This window comes from Streptomyces sp. NPDC001606, from assembly GCF_053596835.1.
In genome coordinates this window covers 130,069-150,233 of record NZ_JBSFHC010000011.1, presented here as the reverse complement: position 1 = coordinate 150,233, position 20,165 = coordinate 130,069, and the positions used below count along the sequence as shown (strand labels likewise).

Annotated in this window: 13 protein-coding genes and 1 pseudogene; 10 read left to right on the top strand and 4 right to left on the bottom strand. The window is 73.8% G+C overall.

The annotated features are described in order from the left end of the window. Positions 1–177 precede the first annotated feature (177 nt). The 3 genes from ACWCV9_RS21180 (at position 178) to ACWCV9_RS21170 (ending at position 6,415) form a co-directional block, all read left to right on the top strand. Entirely contained in the window at positions 178–2,688 is a 2,511-nt protein-coding gene (locus ACWCV9_RS21180) for a protein kinase (protein WP_450788623.1), read from the top strand. Positions 2,689–2,815: 127 nt separating this feature from the next. Next, positions 2,816–4,519, top strand: a complete 1,704-nt coding sequence (locus ACWCV9_RS21175; RefSeq protein ID WP_450788621.1) for a protein kinase domain-containing protein — start codon at positions 2,816–2,818, stop codon at positions 4,517–4,519. 108 nt (positions 4,520–4,627) lie between these two features. Then, entirely contained in the window at positions 4,628–6,415 is a 1,788-nt protein-coding gene (locus ACWCV9_RS21170; RefSeq protein ID WP_450788619.1) for a serine/threonine-protein kinase, read from the top strand. Positions 6,416–6,420: 5 nt separating this feature from the next. Here ACWCV9_RS21170 and ACWCV9_RS21165 read toward each other — a convergent pair. Next, a pseudogene (locus ACWCV9_RS21165) lies at positions 6,421–7,338 on the bottom strand (AraC family transcriptional regulator); the annotation flags it as partial. A 71-nt stretch (positions 7,339–7,409) separates the two neighbouring features. Between ACWCV9_RS21165 and ACWCV9_RS21160 the strand changes: the two are divergent. The 4 genes from ACWCV9_RS21160 (at position 7,410) to ACWCV9_RS21145 (ending at position 12,824) form a co-directional block, all read left to right on the top strand. After that, on the top strand, positions 7,410–8,321 hold the full coding sequence (locus tag ACWCV9_RS21160) for an MBL fold metallo-hydrolase (protein ID WP_450788618.1): 912 nt from the start codon (positions 7,410–7,412) through the stop codon (positions 8,319–8,321). 53 nt (positions 8,322–8,374) lie between these two features. Beyond that, entirely contained in the window at positions 8,375–9,268 is an 894-nt protein-coding gene (locus tag ACWCV9_RS21155) for a protein kinase domain-containing protein (RefSeq protein WP_450788616.1), read from the top strand. Between the two features lie 137 nt (positions 9,269–9,405). Next, the gene (locus tag ACWCV9_RS21150) at positions 9,406–11,019 is read left to right on the top strand and encodes a succinic semialdehyde dehydrogenase (RefSeq protein ID WP_450788615.1); all 1,614 of its coding nucleotides are present in this window, start codon (positions 9,406–9,408) and stop codon (positions 11,017–11,019) included. 26 nt (positions 11,020–11,045) lie between these two features. Then, entirely contained in the window at positions 11,046–12,824 is a 1,779-nt protein-coding gene (locus ACWCV9_RS21145) for a GMC family oxidoreductase N-terminal domain-containing protein (RefSeq protein ID WP_450788764.1), read from the top strand. A gap of 135 nt (positions 12,825–12,959) precedes the next feature. Here ACWCV9_RS21145 and ACWCV9_RS21140 read toward each other — a convergent pair whose 3' ends face one another. Further along, positions 12,960–14,042, bottom strand: a complete 1,083-nt coding sequence (locus ACWCV9_RS21140) for an LPXTG cell wall anchor domain-containing protein (protein ID WP_450788614.1) — start codon at positions 14,040–14,042, stop codon at positions 12,960–12,962. A 452-nt stretch (positions 14,043–14,494) separates the two neighbouring features. Continuing rightward, positions 14,495–14,752 carry a chorismate mutase gene (locus tag ACWCV9_RS21135; protein ID WP_385843415.1) on the bottom strand — a complete coding sequence of 86 codons (258 nt, stop codon included), beginning with the start codon at positions 14,750–14,752 and terminating at the stop codon, positions 14,495–14,497. 382 nt (positions 14,753–15,134) lie between these two features. Between ACWCV9_RS21135 and guaA the strand changes: the two genes are divergently transcribed. Further along, positions 15,135–16,715 (top strand): glutamine-hydrolyzing GMP synthase, encoded by a 1,581-nt coding sequence (gene guaA, locus ACWCV9_RS21130; RefSeq protein WP_450788613.1) that lies wholly within the window; start codon positions 15,135–15,137, stop codon positions 16,713–16,715. Positions 16,716–16,904: 189 nt separating this feature from the next. Beyond that, a complete protein-coding gene (locus ACWCV9_RS21125) occupies positions 16,905–17,699 on the top strand; it encodes a class II aldolase/adducin family protein (RefSeq protein ID WP_450788612.1) in 795 nt (264 codons plus the stop codon). A gap of 16 nt (positions 17,700–17,715) precedes the next feature. On the opposite strand, the gene ACWCV9_RS21120 is transcribed toward ACWCV9_RS21125, so the two are convergent. After that, positions 17,716–18,606: a DUF4429 domain-containing protein gene (locus tag ACWCV9_RS21120; RefSeq protein ID WP_385843419.1), complete on the bottom strand. Its 891-nt coding sequence runs from the start codon at positions 18,604–18,606 to the stop codon at positions 17,716–17,718. Between the two features lie 190 nt (positions 18,607–18,796). Between ACWCV9_RS21120 and ACWCV9_RS21115 the strand changes: the two genes are divergently transcribed. Continuing rightward, positions 18,797–20,077 carry a hypothetical protein gene (locus ACWCV9_RS21115; protein WP_450788611.1) on the top strand — a complete coding sequence of 427 codons (1,281 nt, stop codon included), beginning with the start codon at positions 18,797–18,799 and terminating at the stop codon, positions 20,075–20,077. The last annotated feature ends 88 nt before the right edge of the window (positions 20,078–20,165 follow it).

The following is a 20,165-nucleotide window of genomic DNA, read 5'->3' as shown; positions in this document are numbered from 1 at the left end:
GGGCGTAATGCAGAGCAGGGCGTACCGGTTCGGGCCGGGATAATCCGGCATCCTCTCCATGAGGGTTGCCTCCGGCACGTATCGTGAATGGTTGCGGACCGTACGCAGCCGGATGTCTGTGCGAAACGGGTCGCGAGGCGAACGGATGTGAGCAACCGGGCGGCCGGGGGAGGCACAGTGGAGGACTACGCGGGGCGGGTGCTCGCCGACCGCTACCGCCTGCCGCTGCCGCCGGCCGACGAGTACGAACTCACCGAGACCCGCGCCTTCGACACCTACAGCGGACAGGAAGTCCTGATCCGGCAGGTGCCGTTGCCCGAGGTCGTCGAGGCCGAGGTGCTCGACGCGGAGGGGCTGCCCGAGGGGTTCACGGCGCGTGAGCGGGGGACCCGCCGGGCACAGGAGGCCAGAGCCGCCACCCGGCGGCCCGCCGACCCCGCCGTGCGGCGCGCCGTCGAGGCCGCCCAGGCGGCGGCCCGCATACCCGACCATCCGCGGCTGGACCAGGTCTTCGACGTGTTCGCCGAGGGCGGTTCGCTGTGGATCGTCAGCGAGTGGGTGGCCGCGCGCCCGCTGTCCGCGCTGCTCGCCGAGAAGCCGCTGACGCCGTACCGGGCCGCCGAGGTCGCCTCCGATGTGCTCATGGCGCTGAGGGTGCTGCACGCCCACGGCTGGGTGCACCGCAATGTCACCGCCCGCACGGTGCTGGTCTGCGACGACGGCCGGGTGCTGCTGACCGGCCTCGCGACCGGCGCGGCGGAGGAGGCCCTGTGCGGGTACGACCCGGTGCCGGCCCAGGACGACGAGGAAGCGGCGTCGGTCGGGGTGTCGGAGACGGCCGGTGGGCTGTCCGCCGACATCGATGCCGGTGCCGATGCCCATCTTGATCCCGAGGCCGCGCGGCGGGCCGCGATCCAGGCGAGGGCGGCCGGAGGACTGCCGGCGCCGGGGACGAACGGCGGGTCCAGGCCGGCCGGGCCGCGGGCACTGGAGAGCGGCGCCGACATCCGGGCGGCCCGGGCCGGGGCGATCGCCGCCTACCGGGCGGGTACCCGTGCCGCCGCCCGGGTGCAGGACGACCGGCAGAGCGGGCGCGCTGCCCTGCCCGGCGCCCGTACACCCGCCGACAGTGGCACCGGTGCCGACCGGGCGGACGGCGCGGCGCAGTCGCCGTACGGCTCCGGGACGGGGCCCACGCCACCGCCCGGCCGGACAGCCAACGGCGCGGCGCAGTCGCCGTACGGCTCCCGGACGGGACCCACGGCCGACCCCTACGGCGCGGCGGGCGCCCGTGCCGCCGTCCCGCGCCCCGGCTCCGGGCGCGCCCCTGGCCCGCCCGAGAAGGCCGACTCGCCGTATCCCGGGGCGGGGGACGGTTCCGTGCTGCCCGCGCAGGCCCGGTGGGACGAGCGCGGGGGCGGTGGGCGGCGCGGGCCCGGGACCGCGCTGGCCGCGGAGCGGGCGCGGCAGCTGCGGATGACCGTCGTCGGGCCGGTGACCGAGCGCTGGGCGCCGGAACAGGCCGGGCCCGTGCACGAGAACTGGCAGCTCGCCGCGCCGGTCGGGCCCGCCACCGATCTGTGGGCGCTGGGCGCGCTGCTGTTCCGGGCCGTGCAGGGGCACGCCCCCTACCCGGAGGAGTCCACGGCCGAGCTGGTGCAGCTGGTGTGCGCGGAGCCGCCCGCGTTCGCCGAGGAGTGCGGACCGCTGCGGCCGGTCGTGGAGTCGCTGCTGCGGCAGGACCCGACCGAGCGGCCGGAGGTCGAGGAGCTGAGCGGCTGGCTGCGCTCCCTGGTGCGTTCCGCACCGGAGCCGGACGCGGGCAGGCATGTGGTGCCCGTACCGTCCGCCGACCCGAGGCGGCTGCCGATCGTCCGACGCCGCGGCGAACTGGTGCGGCGCCGGCGCGCCGGACTGCCCGCGACCCACCCGCACGGCCGGCACAAGCGCGGCCGGGAGCCGGAGCGTTCACCCCGCAGCCTCGGCCGCATCCTGCTCCTGCTGATCCTCCTGCTGCTGGCCGGCGCGATCGCGTACGCGATGCTGTTCATGCCCAAGCAGGGCGGGACGGACCGGACCGGGGCGGTCGGCCGGACCGGCCCCGCACCCTCGCGCGCCGGGCAGCACTCCGCCGGACAGCCGTCCCCGGGGCAGCCGACCGCCGGGCAGAGCACGCCGGACAGCAGCGCGCCCGCCACCGGCACCCAGACCCAGACCGGCGGGGACCCCTCCGTCGCCTCCGGCTTCACCCTGCGCAAGGACCCGGAGGGCTTCCAGGTCGCCGTCGCCGAGGGCTGGGACCGCACCCCGAAGAACGGCAGCGGCCAGGTGGTCTACGCGCACGGCGACTTGGAGCTGATCGTCGTACCCGGGCGGGACGGCGCGGCGGCCTACGGCGGCGATCCGATGGCCTATCAGCGGGACAAGGAGCGTGAACTCCAGCCGTACCGCGACTCCAGCTGGGCCACGGCGACCGGGCTGAGAACCATCGAGGTGGGTGGACGGACCATGGCCGAGGGGCAGTTCACCTGGACCGACGGCCAGGGCCGCGACCTGTTCGTGCGCAACATGGCGATCCTGCTCGACGGCCGCTACCACATCATCCAGGTGCGCGGTCCGGACGCGCAGCGCGACGCGGTGACCCGGTTGTACGAGCAGGCCACGGCGACGTACCGCTACACGGGTTGAGCGCCCCGTACACGCGCGTAGCGCCAACCGTCACAGTGCTGTCACCTTGGCACCCCGCCGGTTCCCTGACCGGGGGCCGGTCCTTAGTCTGACCCTGTCAAGAGCATTGCGGGGCAACGTGAATCAGATGCAGGGCCTGCTCATAGCGGGCCGCTACCGGCTCGCCGATTCCATCGGCAGCGGCGGCATGGGCCGGGTGTGGCGCGCCCACGACGAGGTGTTGCACCGGACGGTCGCGATCAAGGAGCTGACCGCCGCGCTCTACGTCTCCGACAGCGACCAGGCCGTCCTGCTCGCCCGCACCCGGGCCGAGGCGCGGGCCGCCGCCCGGATCAACCACTCCGCCGTCGTCACCGTGCACGACGTCCTCGACCACGACGGGCGCCCGTGGATCGTGATGGAGCTGGTCGAGGGCCACTCGCTGGCCGACGCGGTCAAGGAGCGGGGGCGGCTGGAGCCGAGGGAGGCCGCCCGCATCGGGCTGTGGGTGCTGCGGGCGCTGCGCGCCGCGCACTCCGCCGGGGTGCTGCACCGGGACGTCAAGCCCGGCAACGTGCTCCTCGGCCGGGACGGCCGGGTGCTGCTCACCGACTTCGGCATCGCCCAGATCGACGGCGACACGACCATCACCCGCACCGGGGAGGTCGTCGGCTCGGTGGACTACCTCGCGCCGGAGCGGGTGCGCGGCCATGACCCGGGCGCGTCCTCCGACTTGTGGGCGCTCGGCGCGACGCTGTACACGGCGGTCGAGGGACGGTCGCCGTTCCGCCGCACCTCGCCGCTGAGCACCATGCAGGCGGTGGTCGAGGAGGACGCCGCCGAGCCGCGGCACGCCGGCCCGCTGGCGCCGGTGATAGCCGCGCTGCTGCGCAAGGAGCCCGCTCAGCGGCCGACCGCCGAGGAGACCGAGCAGATGCTCGCCGAGGCGGCGGAGGGCCGACGGCCCAGCGCGGCCCAGGCGTTCGTGCCGACGCAGAGCACGGGCACGATGACCGGTGCCGGGTACCGGCCCACCCCGGGCGCACCGGGCCCGGGCTACGGCCCCGGCGCCACCGCGTCCGGGTATCCGCCCACTCAGGCCTCCGGTCACCCGCCCGTCACCGGCCCGACCGCCGTGGCGCCCGCACCGCCCTCCGTACCCGCCGGCCCGGCGGGCGGCGTTTCCGGACGGGCGGGCCGCCCGCGCCGCCGGCTGCGGACGCTCGCGCTGGTCGTCGCCCTCGCGGCCGTCCTCGGCGGAGGCGCCGCCGTCGGTGTCCAGCAGTGGAACGCGATGCAGCAGGACACCGAGGCGAACGGTCCCACCGACCCGGCCCCCGCGACCACGAACACCACGACGGCCTCGGGCACGATCCCGGACAACTGGGTGGTCCACCACGACCCGCTGGGCTTCAGCCTCTCCCTGCCCAAGGGCTGGAAGCGGAAGGTCTACGAGATCTCGGGCGCGCTCAAGCAGATCGACTACACGCCCGACAACGGCAAGCACTTCGTTCGTATCGCCATCGACAGCTCGCCCGACTTCGCCGACGCCTACCAGCACCAGGTGGACCTGGAGCAGCAGCTTCAGCGGCTGGTCGACTACCGCCGCGTGAAGATGAAGGCGAACATCTACCGCGACCGCAAGGGCTCGCGGTGGGAGTACACCTGGACCGCGCTGAAGAAGGACCCGCCGTACGTCCCCGGGCCGCGGCACGCCGTCGAGGAGACGTACTTCTCGCGCACAGGCACCGAGTACGCGCTCTATATGTCGTCGCCCGCCGCCGACTGGGCGACGGCGAGCAAGCAGTTCACCTGGGTGTTGCAGGGCTGGCAGGAGCCGCAGACGGGCTGACCGGGGCCGGGGCAGCGGACCGAGACGGCTGAAAACCGCAGGCTGGGCCGCCCGGTTGGCCGATCGGTGCCCCGGAGCGCATGCGCCCCGTGCGGCATGATGGGGCGCATGGGGACCGAGGGCGCCGACTGCCGGGTGATCGCGGGCCGTTACCGACTGGAGGCACGGATCGGGCGCGGCGGCATGGGTGTCGTGTGGCGGGCGAGCGATCAGGTGCTGGGACGGCGGGTCGCGGTCAAGGAACTCCTCGGGGACGACGCGCCGGCCCAGGACGCACGCCCGGAGAGCGACGCGCGCCCGGAGAGCGACGCGCGCTCCGCGGGCGACCCGCGCGCGGCGGAGGAGGCGCGCGCGGACGACGAGGCGCACCGCCGCCGCGACCGCATCCTCCGCGAGGCCCGTGCGGTGGCCCAGTTGAGCCATCCGCACATCGTCGTCGTGCACGACGTCGTCGAGCAGGGCGGACGGCCGTATCTGGTGATGGAGCTGATCGACGGCGGCTCGCTCGCGGACCGGATCGCCCGGCAGGGCCCGGTGGACGCCGCCGAGGCCGCGCGGATCGGGATCGCGCTGCTCAGCGCGGTGCGCACCGCGCACGAGGCCGGGGTGCTGCACCGGGACATCAAGCCGGCGAACGTCCTGATCGAGTCCGGCACCGGCCGGGTGGTGCTCACCGACTTCGGTATCGCGCAGGTCTCCGGCGCGACCACGCTCACCGAGACCGGGGCCTTCGTCGGCTCGCCCGAGTACACCGCGCCGGAGCGGATGGCGGGGCTGCGCAGCGGTCCGGAGTCCGACCTGTGGTCGCTGGGTGCGCTGCTGTGTACGGCGCTCAGCGGCGAGTCGCCCTTCCGGCGCGACTCGCTCGGCGGCATCCTGCACGCTGTCGTCACCGATGACATCCGGCCACCCGCGCAGGCCGAGCCGCTGCTGCCCGTCGTACGGGGCCTGCTGGAGCGCGACCCGGACCGGCGGCTGCGCGCGGCGGAGGCCGAGGAGATGCTGCGGGCCTATCTGGAGACGGGCCGCACCCCGCAGGCACCGGGCGTGTCCGGATCGCCGCCGGCCGGGCACGGCCACCGGTTCGGCGACGCGGTCCGGGCGGTGAAGGCCGCCGCGCACCACCCGCCGACCGAGCGGGACCTGCCGCACCACGGGTCCTCCCCGCACCCGCCGGCGGAACCGCCGCCCGCCCGGTCCTCCACGCGCGGCGTGCTGATCGCGGCCCTGCTCGTCGCCGCCCTGGCCGGTGCCGGCGTGTCGGCTGCCGCGCTGCTGCTGCACGGCCGCGGCGGCGGGGGCGGCGGAACCCCGGGCGGTACGGCGACGGCACCGGCGACCAGCCCCGGAACCAGTGGCAGCGGGCCGTCCTCCCCGACGGCCACCGGAACGCGCCGGCCGGGGTCCACCGGGCCCGGGGCCACCGCGTCGCACGCGGCCGTCCACCCGGCGCCCTCCGGGTACCGCACGGCCCACGACCCGGCGGGCTTCTCCCTCGCCGTGCCGGAGGACTTCGTCCGCAGTCCGCAGGGCGAGCGGGTCTTCTATCTCTCGCCCGGGGAGACGTACCGCCTCGGTGTCCGGGCCGGCGACCCGCAACCGGGCGGGCCGCAGGCCATGATGGAGGCGTCGGCCGCCAACGGGCCCGCGACGAACCCCGGTTACCGCGACGGCCGGGTCACCGCGACCACCCACCACGGACACCCCGCCGCGCTCTGGGAGTTCACCTGGGACGGCTTCAGCGCGGCACAGGGCCCGCGGCACACCTACGACCTGTGCTGGGAGGAGGCCGGGCGGCTGTACGACGTGTGGGTGTCGGCGCCGGTCGGCAGGGTGCGGGAGGCGCAGGAGTACTTCGACGTGGCGGTCGACACCTTCACGGCCACGGGAGACTGACGCGCCCGGTACCGGCCCGGAGTGATGCCGAACTCCCGGCTGAAGGCGTGCGAGAGGGCGTACGGGCTGCCGTACCCGGTCTCGCGCGCGACCGCCGCGAGCGGCGCGTCCGTCTCGCGGAGCCGCCGCGCCGCCAGCGTCAGCCGCCACCAGGTGAGGTAGGCCATCGGCGGCCGGCCCACCAGGGCGGTGAAGCGGCGGGCAAGGGTGGCGCGCGACACCCCGGCCGCGGCGGCCAGCCGGCCGGCCGTCCAGGGCGCCGCCGGGTCGGTGTGCAGGGCGCGCAGCGCGGCCGTCGTCACCGGGTCGGCCAGCACCGCGGGCCAGGCGCCCGTGTCCGCCCGGGCGGTCCAGGCGCGGATCATGTAGATCAGCAGCAGGTCCAGCAGGCTCGGCAGGGCCAGACAGCTGCCGGGCCGCCGGTCCTCCAGCTCCCGCGCCAGCAGGTCGACGGCCGCGCGGAGTTCGGGCTGCTCGCCGGTCCGGTGCGGCAGATGGACCACCTGCGGCAGCTCGGCCAGCAGGGGATGGGTGCGGCTGCGGTCGAGCCGGTACTTGCCGCACAACAGCTCGACCTCGGGGGCCGGCCGCGGCAGATCTCCCGACACGGCCGGGAAGGGCGCCGCCCGGCGTGCCGAGACGGTCTCGAAGGGCACCGCCCGGCGTGCCGCGTCCGGGCCCGCCGCCGCGTCGGCGAGCACATGACCGGCCCCGTGCGGCAGCAGCACCACGTCCCCCGGGCCGAGGCGCACCGGCGTGCCGTCCCCGTCCGGCAGCAGCTGACAGGCTCCGCTCAGCACGACATGGAAGCCCGCGCCCTCGTACGGCGCCAGCCGCACGGACCAGTCGCCCCCGACGCGGAGCCGGTCGGAGGAGGGGCTGCCCACCCGTACCGCGGAGATCGCATCGCTCAGCACGTCCATGAGACGCCAGCGTATCCGTGTGAGCCACAAGAGCATGGGGGCGCTCACTCCCGGCGCCTAGGGTCGAGGACATGGCTGAAGAAGACGACGACGTACAGCGTTTCCTGATCGGGGACGTCGAGGTGCTGCGGATCGTGGAGTGGCGGGGCCCGTACGTGCCCGCCGCCAACCTGGTCCCCGACGTCGGCCCGGAGGTGTGGCAGGCGCACGCGGACCAGCTCGTCCCCGACCACCGGGAACCCGGCTCGGACCGGGCCGTGGTGGCGCTCCAGACCTGGGTGGTGCGCGGCGACGGACCCACCGTGCTGGTCGACACCGGGGTGGGCAACGGCCGTGAACGGCCCGGCAACCCGCTCTTCCACCACCGGCAGGGCGACTTCCTGGACCGGCTGGAGCGGGCCGGGATCCGGCCGGGTGACGTCGACATCGTGGTCAACACCCACCTGCACGCCGACCACGTCGGCTGGAACACAGTGGACGCCGAAGGGGAGTGGGTCCCGGCGTTCCCCCGGGCGCGGTACCTGCTGCCGGCCGCCGACGACCGGTACTTCGGCCCGGCGGGCGGCTACGCGGGCGGCGTACGGCCCGACGACCGGCTCGTCTACGAGGACAGCGTCGCCCCCGTGCACCGGGCCGGACAGGCGGAGTTGTGGGAGGACACGTACCGGATCGACGGACACCTGGTGCTGGAGCCGGCCCCCGGACACACCCCGGGCTCCTCGGTGCTGCGCGTCGCATCCCGGGGCGAGCACGCGGTGTTCGTCGGCGACCTGCTGCACAGCCCGGTCCAGATCCTGCACCCCGAGTGCAACAGCTGCTTCTGCCTCGACCCGCGGCAGGCGGCGGCGACCCGGCGGCAGGTCCTGGAACGCGCGGCGCAGGAAAGGGCGTTGGTAGTGCCGGCGCACTTCGGCGGCACGGGCGCCGTGGAGGTCCGGAGTGAGCTCGGCGGCTTCACCTTCCACCGGCGGGAGACGGCCTGACCGCCGCCCCGTCCGCTTCGACAAGGGCGTGGTGGGCACGGTACTCATGGGACATGACCGAAGACGGCGAACACCCGCCCGACGCACGTCTGATCGGCGGCCGCTACCGGTTGGCCGGGCGGCTCGGGGCCGGTCCGTCCGGCACCGTGTGGCGGGCCCGGGACGAACAGGAGCACCGGGACGTCGCCGTCAGACAGCCGCGGCTGCCCGGAGATCCGGCGACGGACGAGGCGAGCCGGCGCCTCGCCCGCCGGCTGTACCACGAGGCCCGGGCCGCCACCCTGGTGCGGCACCCCTCCGCCGTCACGGTGTACGACGTCGTCACCGAGGCCGGGGTGCCCTGGACCGTCATGGAGCTGGTCGCGGGCGAGTCCCTCCGGGAGGTCCTGCGGCGCGGCCCGCTCCCGCCCCCCGAGGCCGCCCGGATGGGACTCGCCGTGCTCGGTGCCCTGCGCGCCGCGCACACCGTCGGCATCGTGCACCGGAACGTCAAACCGTCCAACGTCCTCCTGGAGACCGCCACCGGGCGTGTCGTCCTCACCGGATTCGGCACGGGCGGCAGCTCCACCGGTGACACCGCCGCCGGGTTCGTCGCCCCGGAGCGCGCCGCGGGACCCGGCGCCGGACCCGCCTCCGACCTGTGGTCACTGGGCGCGCTGCTGCGTACCGTCCTCGGACCGGCGGACCCCGGCCCGCTGGCACCGCTGCTGGACCGGCTCCAGGCCGAGGAGCCCGAGGCCCGGCCCGGCGCGGCGGAGGTGGACGCGGCACTGCGCGACCACCTCGGTCTGACCGCCGTACCGGACCCCGACCCGCACCCCACCCCAGCCCCCAGCTCGACCCCTGCCTCGACCCCCGGCCCCGCCCCCGCCACCCCCGACCCCCGCCGCCGTACCCCCCTCGCCGCCCTCGGCCTGCTGCTGGCGAAGAAACCCGGAGCCGAATGATCGTCCGGCGCTCCCCGCCCGTCGCCGCCCTGATCAGCGCATTCTCTGCCAGTGATCGCTGGCGGTGTGTGAGCGCTCGGTGAATCCCCGTTACCGACGGGTACACAAAGGCTCCGCCGCGGCATACCCTGCGCGTCATGACGGACACGCAGTCCCAGGACATCGCCGGTACCAACCCCCTCGCGCCCGCCCCCGAAGGCGCCCGCACCGCCGTCGACGTGGTCACGCCGGAACTGGTGGCCCGGCTCACCAAGGGGGTCGTCGGCTCCGGCCGTACCGCCAACCACACCCCCTTCACCGGCGAGAAGCTGGCCGACCTGCCCGAGTCCACCCCCGAGGACGTCCGCGAGGCCTTCGCGGCGGCCCGGACCGCGCAGGCCGTCTGGGAGCGGACCCCGGTACGGCAGCGGGCCGCCGTCCTGCTCCGCTTCCACGATCTGCTCCTGGAGCGGCAGGCCGAGGTCCTGGACCTGATCCAGCTGGAGACCGGCAAGGCCCGGCTGCACGCGCACGAGGAGATCCAGGCCGTCGCCATCGCCTCCCGCCACTACGGCCGGAAGGCCCCCGCCTATCTGCGGCCCAAGCGGCACGCGGGCGCCATGCCGACCCTGACGAAGGTCACCGAACTCCGTCACCCGCGCGGTGTCGTCGGCCAGATCGTCCCCTGGAACTACCCCCTGGAGCTGTCCGTCGGCGACGCCCTGCCCGCCTTCGTGGCCGGCAACGCCGTGGTGATGAAGCCGGACACGGAGACCTGCCTGACCGCGCTCTGGGCCCGCGACCTGCTGATCGAGGCCGGTCTGCCCGAGGGCGTCTTCCAGGTCGTCCTCGGCGAGGGCCCGGTCGTCGGCCCCGAGGTGGTCCGGCACGCCGACTACGTCTCCTTCACCGGCTCCACCCGCACCGGCCGCGAGGTCGCCCAGAGCGCCGCCGCCCGCCTGGTCGGCGTGTCCCTCGAACTCGGCGGCAAGAACGCCATGCTGGTGCTGGACGACGCCGACATCGAGAAGGCCGCCGCGGGCGCCGTACGGGCCTGCTTCTCCTCCGCCGGCCAGCTCTGCATCTCCATCGAGCGGCTCTACGTCCACGAGTCGGTCGCCGACGCCTTCCTGGAGCGCTTCGCCGCCCGCACCAGGGCGATGCGGCTCGGCAACTCCCTCGCCTACGGCGCCGACATGGGCTCGCTGGTGGGCGAGCGCCAGCTGAAGACCGTGGAACGGCACGTACAGGAGGCCCTGGCCAAGGGCGCCAAGGCGATCGCGGGCGGCGTGGCCCGCCCGGACATCGGCCCGTACTTCTTCGAACCCACCATCCTCGACGGCGTGGCCGACTCCATGGCGGTGTGCGAGGAGGAGACCTTCGGCCCGGTCGTGTCGGTCTACCGTTTCGCCACCGACGACGAGGCGATCGACCGCGCCAACGCCACGCCGTACGGCCTGAACTCCTCCGTCTGGACGAAGAACGCCCGCCGTGGCGCCGAGGTCGCCGCCCGCCTCCGTACCGGCACGGTCAACATCAACGAGGGCTACGCGCCCGCCTACGGCAGCGTCCAGTCCCCGATGGGCGGCATGAAGGACTCCGGCCTCGGCCGCCGCCACGGCTCCGAGGGCATCCTCAAGTACACCGAGGCCCAGACCGTCGCCCAGCAGCGCCTGCTGCCGATGGCGCCCGCACTGGGGATGACGGACGAGAAGTACGCCCGGTTCATGAGCACGAGTCTCCGCCTGATGAAGGCGTTCCGGTTCCGGTGACCCGCCCACTCGACGAGGAGACCCCCGTGCCCCAGGACGCCTACGACTACGACGTCATCGTCGTCGGATCCGGATTCGGCGGCTCGGTGTCCGCGCTGCGCCTCACCGAAAAGGGATACAGGGTGGGCGTGCTGGAAGCGGGCCGCCGCTTCACCCGCGAGAGCCTGCCCAGGAACTCCTGGGACCTGAAGAACTACCTCTGGGCGCCCAGGCTCGGCTGCTACGGCATCCAGCGCATCCACCTGCTGGGCAACGTGATGGTGCTGGCCGGCGCGGGCGTCGGCGGCGGCTCCCTCAACTACGCCAACACCCTCTACGTCCCGCCCAAGGCCTTCTTCGACGACCCCCAGTGGCGGGACATCACCGACTGGCAGGAGGAGCTGAAGCCGTACTACGACCAGGCCCAGCGCATGCTCGGCGTCCGGCTGAACCCGACCATGACCCCGTCCGACGTCCACTTGAAGGCCGCGGCGCAGCGGATGGGCGTCGGCGACACCTTTCACATCGCCCCGGTCGGCGTCTTCTTCGGCGACGGCAAGGACGCCGACGGCACGGCGAAGGCCGCCCCGGGCGAGCAGGTGGACGACCCGTACTTCGGCGGCGCCGGACCCGCCCGCAAGGCCTGCACCGAGTGCGGCGAGTGCATGACCGGCTGCCGGCACGGCGCGAAGAACACCCTCAACGAGAACTACCTCCACCTCGCCGAACGGGCTGGCGCCGTCGTCCACCCCATGACCACGGTCGTCTCCGTCACGGACGACTCCCGGGGCGGCTACGCGGTGGCGACCCTGCCGACGGACCGGAAGAAGAAGGACGAGGGCCGGATCTTCACCGCGCGCCGGGTCGTCCTCGCGGCCGGCACCTACGGCACCCAGACCCTGCTGCACCGGATGAAGGCGGGCGGCCAGCTGCCGTACCTCTCCGGTCTGCTCGGCCGGCTGACCCGGACCAACTCCGAGGCCCTGGTCGGCGCGCAGACCGACAACCGCCGCTACCGGAAGGCGACCGGCGAGCCCCGGGCCGACTTCACCCGCGGCGTCGCCATCACCTCCTCGATCCACCCCGACGAGAACACCCACATCGAGCCGGTCCGCTACGGCAAGGGCTCGAACGCGATGGGCAGCCTGTCGATCCTCCAGGTCCCGTACGCCGAGGGCTCCTCCCGGGCCCTGGCCTGGCTGGCGAACGCGGCCCGCCACCCCGTGCTGGTCGCCCGCTCCCTCTCCAACCGGCGCTGGTCCGAGCGGACGATCATCGGCCTGGTCATGCAGTCGCTGGACAACTCGCTGACCACGTATCTCAAGCCCGGCGGCGTCGGCAAGGGCCTGCTCACCGCCCGCCAGGGCCATGGCGCCCCCAACCCCAAGCAGATCAGGGCCGCCACGGAGGCCGCGAGCGCGCTGGCCGCCGAGATCAACGGCTTCGCCGGCAGCAATGTCGGCGAGCTGATGGGCACCCCGCTCACCGCGCACTTCCTCGGCGGCTGCCCCATCGGCGACTCGCCGGAGACGGGCGTCATCGACCCCTACCACCGGCTCTACGGCCACCCCGGAATCTCGGTCGTGGACGGCGCGGCCGTCTCTGCGAACCTGGGCGTGAACCCGTCGCTGACGATCACCGCGCAGGCCGAGCGGGCGATGTCCTTCTGGCCGAACAAGGGGGAGGAGGACCCGCGTCCGGCGCCGGGCGCGGCGTACGAGCGGCTGAAGCCGGTGGAGCCGCGGACCCCGGCCGTCCCGGCGGAGGCCTTCGGCGCCCTGCGCCTGCCGTTCCTGGGGATGCCGACGGTCCCGCCGAAGCAGTAGCCCGGCCCGGGGGGCTACGTCCGGCCCGGCCCCGAGTACGCCGAAAGGGCCTGCACCCCCCTCCTGGCGCAGGCCCCCTCGGCGTGTCCGCGGGCGGGGCGACGGATGCCGCCCCGCCCGGCGGGTGTGACGCGGTTACGCGGCGGCGTTCCCCTTGCGGCGCCGGACCGTGTAGATCGCCCCGGCGCCGACCACGACGGCGACACCGCCGACGAGCCCGATGGTCGGCAGCATGGAGTTGGCGCCGGTGTGCGCGAGGGTGCCGGTGGGCGCGATCTCGGTGGCACCGCCCTGCGGCTCCTTGCCGCCGGCCGGCTCGGTGCCCTTGCCGGGCTTGGCCTTGCCCGGGTCCGGGTTGCTGCTGCCCGGCTTGAGCACGGTGAACTCGTAGGAGGCGAACGCGTTGTGGACGCAGTTCTTCTCCGTGTCGAGGTAACCGCCGAAGCCCATGCTGAAGCCGTCGCCGGCGGGGGCCTGCGCGGTGATGTCGACCCGCAGCTTGATGCCGACCGTCTGCTTGGGGCCGAGCGGGGTCTCGCCGAAGTAGAGGCCGCCGCCGACCTCGTCGTCCATGGACTCCCACGCCTTGGTCTGCGGGTTGAAGTACTCCAGCTTGGCGTAGGTGCTCAGCCAGTCCTTCTCGTCGGCGCTCTCCGTGTCGTTGTCCACGACCGCGAGCCACTGCACGGTGCCGAGCGACTGGTCGCTGTGGTTGGCGGCCGTCATCGAGAAGTAGTGCCAGCCGCTGCCCGCGACGATCTTTCCGGGCAGGCCGGAGAGGGAGAGGGTCAGCTGGGAGTCGGGGTCGGACAGGTCGCCGTCCACCGGGCAGTCGCTGGGCTCGGCGGTGGGCCTGGCGCTCGCGGACGCCGAGGCCGAGGCGGACGCCGAAGCCGACGCCGAGGCGCTCGCGCTGCCGGTCGCGGTGGCGGAGGCGGTGGGCGAGGCGGTGTCGGACTGCGAAGCGGTCGGGGAGGGGGAGCCGGAGGGCGAGCCGCCGGTCCCGTCCGTCGGGCTGCTCTCCCCGCTGGGGGAGCTGTCGTCCCCGGCCGTGGGGCTGGTGTCGCCGCTGGGGGAGCTGTCGTCGGCGGCCGGGCTGCTCACCGTGGTGGTGGGGGACTCGCCGGTCTCGGCGAACGCCGTCGGAGCGGACAGCAGGGCGATCGGTGCGACGGCTGCCGTCGCGGCCGCGGTGACCAGGGCGCGGCGAAGCTTCATGAAGACCTCTGATGGGCGGACGTGCCGCACAGACCGCAGCACGTGTCGGGAGGCCTCCGCGTGTGGGGCGCGGGCGTGGCCGTTGGTTTCGCAGAGGAGACCTGGGGCCCGGTGAGATGGTTGTGCCGCCCTGACAGGATCTTTATATGACCTGGATCACTCACCGGCCGGGCCGGCTCGGACATCCCGCGCACCTGTTCAGTTGTCCCGCCGACCGGCCCCGGGCGTCCCCGGAGCCGGTCGTTCTTTGGGTGACCGGGCTGCTGTCCCCTGCCGTCCGGTCACTTCCTGGAGCGAGGTCCCACGGCGTACGGCACGACCCGTACGCCTCATCGCTCCAGTGAGCCACGCGTGGTTCTGTTCGGGCCCGCCCCTGGCTGGCACGGACACCCCCCTCAACGAGGCGGTGCGCGGGCCGGTCACGCGCCGTACGGGTGAGAGCGGGACCGAACTCAGATGCGACCCCGGCACAGCTCCAGCAGCGTCATGGCGAGGGCCGTGCCGGGCTTGCCCAGGGCGTCCCGGTAGCGGCCGAGGATCTCCATCTCCCGGGACAGGTGCACGCGCCGCCCGCCGGCGGCGATCCGGGTCTGCTGCACGACGGCGGAGACGGCCATCCGCTCCTGGATCAGACCGATGATCCGGTCGTCGAGCGCGTCGATGCGCTCCCGGGCGTCGCTGATGGTCGCTTCCGGTGTGGTGGTGGTCATGTCGGGGCTCCTCGGGTGGGATGAGCGTCCCGGAACGACAGAACCCTGAGAACGACAGGCGCCCCGGGCCTTGTCGGCCCGGGGCGCCTGGGAAGTCGCTTGGCGTTCGTTCAGCTCAAGCAGCACGACCATGGCAGCCGGCGGGCCGGGTGCCATAGGTAAAGACGAAGGTCTGGTGCTGGAGCATGCGGCCAGTATGCCACGGCAGTACGCGCCCGTCCGGGGGCGTCCACTCCCTGGACCACCCAGCTCCCGGACCCGGCCCTGGACCCGGCCCGCTTCCGGCCTCCGGGAGGGGCGGCCCAGGGACGTCCGGGCCACCCGCGGCCACCCCGGTAGACTCGTAGACACCGACCCCCGCCCGACCACCAGAAGGCACCCCGTGTCATCAGCGAACCCCGCTGCCGCCGCTCCCGACACCGTCCTGGTCGTCGACTTCGGCGCACAGTACGCCCAGCTCATCGCCCGTCGCGTCCGCGAGGCGCGGGTCTACAGCGAGATCGTGCCGAGCACCATGCCGGTCCAGGAGATGCTCGCCAAGAACCCCGCGGCGATCATCCTCTCCGGCGGCCCGTCCTCGGTGTACGAGGAGGGTGCCCCCCACCTCGACCGTGAGATCTTCGAGGCCGGCGTCCCCGTCTTCGGCATGTGCTACGGCTTCCAGCTGATGGCGCAGAAGCTCGGCGGCACCGTCGACAACACCGGCGCCCGTGAGTACGGCCGCACCGACCTGCACGTCTCCCGGCCCTCCTCCACCCTCTTCGAGGGCACCCCGGAGGAGCAGCACGTGTGGATGTCGCACGGCGACGCCTGCTCCGCCGCCCCCGAGGGCTTCACCGTCACCGCGTCCACGGACGTCGTCCCGGTCGCCGCCTTCGAGAACGACGAGAAGAAGCTCTACGGCGTCCAGTACCACCCCGAGGTCATGCACTCCACGCACGGCCAGCAGGTCCTGGAGCACTTCCTGTACCGCGGCGCGGGCCTGAAGCCGACCTGGACCACCGGCAATGTGATCGAGGAGCAGGTCGAGGCCATCCGCGAGCTGGTCGGCGACAAGCGCGCGATCTGCGGCCTGTCCGGCGGTGTGGACTCCGCGGTCGCCGCCGCCCTGGTCCAGAAGGCCATCGGCTCCCAGCTGACCTGCGTCTACGTCGACCACGGCCTGATGCGCAAGGGCGAGACCGAGCAGGTCGAGAAGGACTTCGTCGCGGCCACCGGCGTCCAGCTGAAGGTCGTCGACGCCGAGGAGCGCTTCCTCACCGCGCTGAAGGGGGTCAGCGACCCCGAGGAGAAGCGCAAGATCATCGGCCGTGAGTTCATCCGCGTCTTCGAGCAGGCGCAGGCCGAGATCATCGCCGACGAGGGCCCGGCCGTGGAGTTCCTGGTCCAGGGCACCCTCTACCCGGACGTGGTGGAGTCCGGCGGCGGCACCGGCACCGCGAACATCAAGTCGCACCACAACGTCGGCGGCCTGCCCGAGGACCTCGAGTTCAAGCTGATCGAGCCGCTGCGCAAGCTGTTCAAGGACGAGGTCCGCATGGTCGGCCAGGAGCTGGGCCTGCCGGAGGAGATCGTCCAGCGCCAGCCCTTCCCGGGCCCCGGCCTCGGCATCCGGATCGTCGGCGAGGTCACCAAGGAGCGGCTGGACCTGCTCCGCGAGGCCGACGCCATCGCCCGCGAGGAGCTGACCGCGGCCGGCCTGGACCGGGACATCTGGCAGTGCCCGGTGGTCCTGCTCGCCGACGTCCGCTCCGTGGGCGTCCAGGGCGACGGCCGCACCTACGGACACCCGATCGTGCTGCGCCCGGTCTCGTCCGAGGACGCCATGACCGCCGACTGGTCCCGGCTGCCGTACGACGTCCTCGCCCGCATCTCGACCCGTATCACCAACGAGGTCCGGGACGTCAACCGCGTCGTCCTCGACGTGACCTCGAAGCCCCCGGGCACCATCGAGTGGGAGTGACCACCCGCGCCTGACGCGCGCGGGGACTCACCGGGCCGGCGGATGCCGGCCCGGTACGGAAGAGGTGGAACGGCTGCGGCGGTTCCACCTCTTTTTCGCGTACGTCATCTTCACAAGAACAGCTCTGCCCTTCTGCGCTGACCGGCGGTAACTTCCCGCGCAGACAGCAATCCCAGCGCTGGAGGACCTATGCACGGGCCCACCCCGCCCCGGCCGCTCCCCACCGACCAGCTGCGGTTCGCCATGCCGCAGATGTTCGAGTCGGTCGAGGACGAGCGCCGGCACCGCAAGGAACGGCTCGCCGGTGCCCTGCGGATCTTCGGGCGCAGCGGCTTCGAGGACGGGGTCTCCGGGCACATCACCGCCCGCGACCCGGAGTTCACCGACTGCTTCTGGGTGAACCCGTTCGGCATGCCGTTCCGGCACGTCACCGTCAGCGACCTGGTCCTCGCCAACCAGGACGGGCAGGTCGTCGAGGGCCGCTACCACGTCAACCAGGCCGCCTTCACCGTGCACGCCCAGGTGCACGCCGCCCGCCCGGACGTGGTCGCCGTCGCCCACTGCCACTCCGTGCACGGCCGGGCCGTCGCCGCCCTCGGTGACCTGATCGAGCCCATCACCCAGGAGAGCTGCGCCTTCTACGAGGACCTCGCGCTCTACGACGCCTACAGCGGTGTCACCGTCGACGCCGAGGAGGGCCGCCGGATCGCGCTCGCGCTCGGCTCCCGCAAGGCGCTGGTGCTGCGCAATCACGGGCTGCTCACCGTCGGCGACTCGGTGGACGCGGCCGCCTGGTGGTTCCTGTCCCTGGAACGGTCCTGCCAGGTGCAGCTCATGGCCAAGGCCGCCGGGCGCCCGGTGCTCATCGACCACAAGCTCGCCGTCGCCACCCGCGAACAGCTCGGCGGCGACCTCGTGGCCTGGATCAACTACCAGCCGATGTGGCAGGACATCAGCCGCACCGAGCCCGACCTGCTCAGCTGACCCCGAGCGGCACCCGTCAGCAGAACTCCCTCAGCACCACCGCCTTGGTCCGCGCGAACTCCTCGTCCGTGAGCACCCCCTCCCGGTGCAGCCGCCCCAGCTCCCGCAGTCGGCGCAGCAGTACGTCATGGCGGTCGCCCTGCGCCGGTACGCCCGCCCGGGCCCGGCCCGCACCGCCGCCGTGCCCCCCGCCCGCACGGGCCGAGGGATGCGGCAGCCGGGCGGTGACGGCCGCGGCGACCAGCGCCGTCAGCAGATCGCGGCGCACGCTGCCCCACAGGTCCAGGGTGTAGGGGTCCCGCTCGGGCGGCAGCTTGGAGAACGCCGTCTCCGGGGTCACGAACCGCAGGAACCCGTCCTCGCCCCCCGAGTTGGGCAGCCACTCCACCTGCACGATCTCCCCGAGCGCGATGATCCGCGGGCCGGTCGCGCGCTTGACCCGGTCGGAGGTGTCGGCCCAGTCGATACGGACCTGGGTGCCGTCGAAGGAGGCCGTACCGTCGGACGACCGCACCGACACCGGAACCGGCGGACCCGGCAGCAGATAGCTGTGCGTCGGCTCCTTGGGCACCTGCTCGATGAGCAGCGCGTGCCGGATCTCCTCGGCGATGTACTCCGCGTTCGCTCCCCGGTCCGCGTCCACCGCCAGCCGGTAGGGATCGGCCGCCTCCGGCAGCCGGCCGCCGGTGGCCTGCAACAGCGGGTCGGCGCCCTCGCGCAACCGCATCCGCAGCCGGCCGCGCTTGCGCTCCGGTTCGTAGCCGACCCCGGACACCGCTTCCAGCGGTACGGCGATCTCCCCGTACGTCTGCCGGAACAGCGGCACCGAGCGGTGCAGTCCCGGGGTGATCCGGATCGTGCTGCCGTCGAAGGCCCAGGTCCCGTCCCGCTGGATGATCTCGGCCATACGCACATTCTTGCAGTCGGGTCAACACGCCGGCTGCCGCATCACCCGTCATGACCCGCTCCGGAGGCCCCACAGGCCCCGATGTAGGGCACAATTCGCTGACGGCACTGGGCAGTTGCATGGCCGTGGCGCGCGCACCGAGGGTGCCGCCGGCCGTGCCGGAAGGTCGCGGGGAAGGCGGGCGTCGGGCGTGGCGGTGCAGGAGGCGAGAGGGGGCACGAGCCCCGACGGGATCCATGAGGGCGGCTGCACCTGCGGGGACTGTCCGCACGGTGCACGCGAGGGACATCGGCGGGCCGTCGCCGCGTTTCTGCGCCGGCGCGACGAGTTCGCGGCCGGGCAGGGACTGCCCGCGGCCGTGGTCCACTCGGCCTCGGCCTCCCGGAGCTGGGTCTCCGAGGAGCTGACCCAGCGGGCGGAGGCCGTCGCCGAACGCGGCCGCGCCGAGGGCGAGGCCTGGCTGGCCCGGCTGTGGCTGCGGACCCTGGCCGTGGTGTGGGGCGCGGTGCTCGGCCTGCTGCTCGGCGAGGCGCTCACCGCGGTCGGCGCCGGCTGGACGGACGCCCGCACCGCGGCCCTGCTCGCCGCGCTCGTCACCGCCCTCTCGCTCAGTGCCGCCTGCTGGTTCCACCGGGCCCGCGGCGGGGCGCTCGCCCCGGTGATCGGCGAGGACAATCGCATGTCCACCTCCCGTACGGTCGCCGTCTGCTGGGTGCTGTTCGTCGGTTACGCGATCCTGCTGCTGGCCGGCCGCCTGGCCACCGCCTCCGACCACGCCGAACGCGACGCCCTCATCTCCGGCCTCGACCTCGCGCGCGGAGCGGGCACGGTGACCGTCCTCGCCGTGGTCTGCGGCATCGCCGTCCTGGTCCGCCGGGTGGTGGGCGTGCGCATCCTCGCCCAGCGGCTCCAGAAGCTGCCGGCCCACCGGCCGCGCGCCGCCGACCTGCTCACCGACGACTCCGGCCGGGGCGCCTTCACCGACATCCAGTACGTCGCCATCAGCGCCGTCGCCCTGCTGTTCGCCGCCGTACGGCTCGCCCGCCGCCCCGACCAGCTGCCCGACCTGCCCTGGGGACTGGGCACCGTCGTGCTGATCTCGGCCGCGACCTACCTGGCCGGCAAGTACGCCGAGGGCGGCCGCCCGGTCATCCTCTCCGTGGTCCGCGCCCGGGAACCCGGCGACCTGGACGGTCCGATCCGCACCGGCGACGACATCGAGATCCGCGGCAGCGGCTTCGTCCCGCCCGGCGCGCACACCGCCGACCGGCTGGCGCGCACGGTCGTCCGGATCGGCGCCGTCGACGTCCATGTCCCGCTGGTCCCGGTCACGGGTGGCTTCCGCAACCCCGCGGACACCGTCCTGACCGTGCCGGTACCGGCCGATGTGGAGCCCGGCACCGCCGAGATCCAGGTGGTGACCGCGGCCGGGGTGGCGACCAACCGGTGCATCGTCCACATCACCGAGTGAACGAAACACGGCAGAACATCCGGCCCGGGGTTGAACCGGCCCCTCCCGCCCTACGTATCGTCGGATAAGGGGGCAGTGCGGGAGAGAG

What these genes read in the sequence shown, in the direction of transcription:
- ACWCV9_RS21125 (WP_450788612.1), top strand. Translation starts at nt 16,905, where the DNA reads ATGCACGGGCCCACCCCGCCCCGGCCGCTCCCCACCGACCAGCTGCGG.
- ACWCV9_RS21140 (WP_450788614.1), bottom strand. Translation starts at nt 14,042, where the DNA reads ATGAAGCTTCGCCGCGCCCTGGTCACCGCGGCCGCGACGGCAGCCGTC.
- ACWCV9_RS21160 (WP_450788618.1), top strand. Translation starts at nt 7,410, where the DNA reads ATGGCTGAAGAAGACGACGACGTACAGCGTTTCCTGATCGGGGACGTC.
- ACWCV9_RS21135 (WP_385843415.1), bottom strand. Translation starts at nt 14,752, where the DNA reads ATGACCACCACCACACCGGAAGCGACCATCAGCGACGCCCGGGAGCGC.
- ACWCV9_RS21155 (WP_450788616.1), top strand. Translation starts at nt 8,375, where the DNA reads ATGACCGAAGACGGCGAACACCCGCCCGACGCACGTCTGATCGGCGGC.
- ACWCV9_RS21120 (WP_385843419.1), bottom strand. Translation starts at nt 18,606, where the DNA reads ATGGCCGAGATCATCCAGCGGGACGGGACCTGGGCCTTCGACGGCAGC.
- ACWCV9_RS21170 (WP_450788619.1), top strand. Translation starts at nt 4,628, where the DNA reads ATGGGGACCGAGGGCGCCGACTGCCGGGTGATCGCGGGCCGTTACCGA.
- ACWCV9_RS21150 (WP_450788615.1), top strand. Translation starts at nt 9,406, where the DNA reads ATGACGGACACGCAGTCCCAGGACATCGCCGGTACCAACCCCCTCGCG.
- ACWCV9_RS21175 (WP_450788621.1), top strand. Translation starts at nt 2,816, where the DNA reads ATGCAGGGCCTGCTCATAGCGGGCCGCTACCGGCTCGCCGATTCCATC.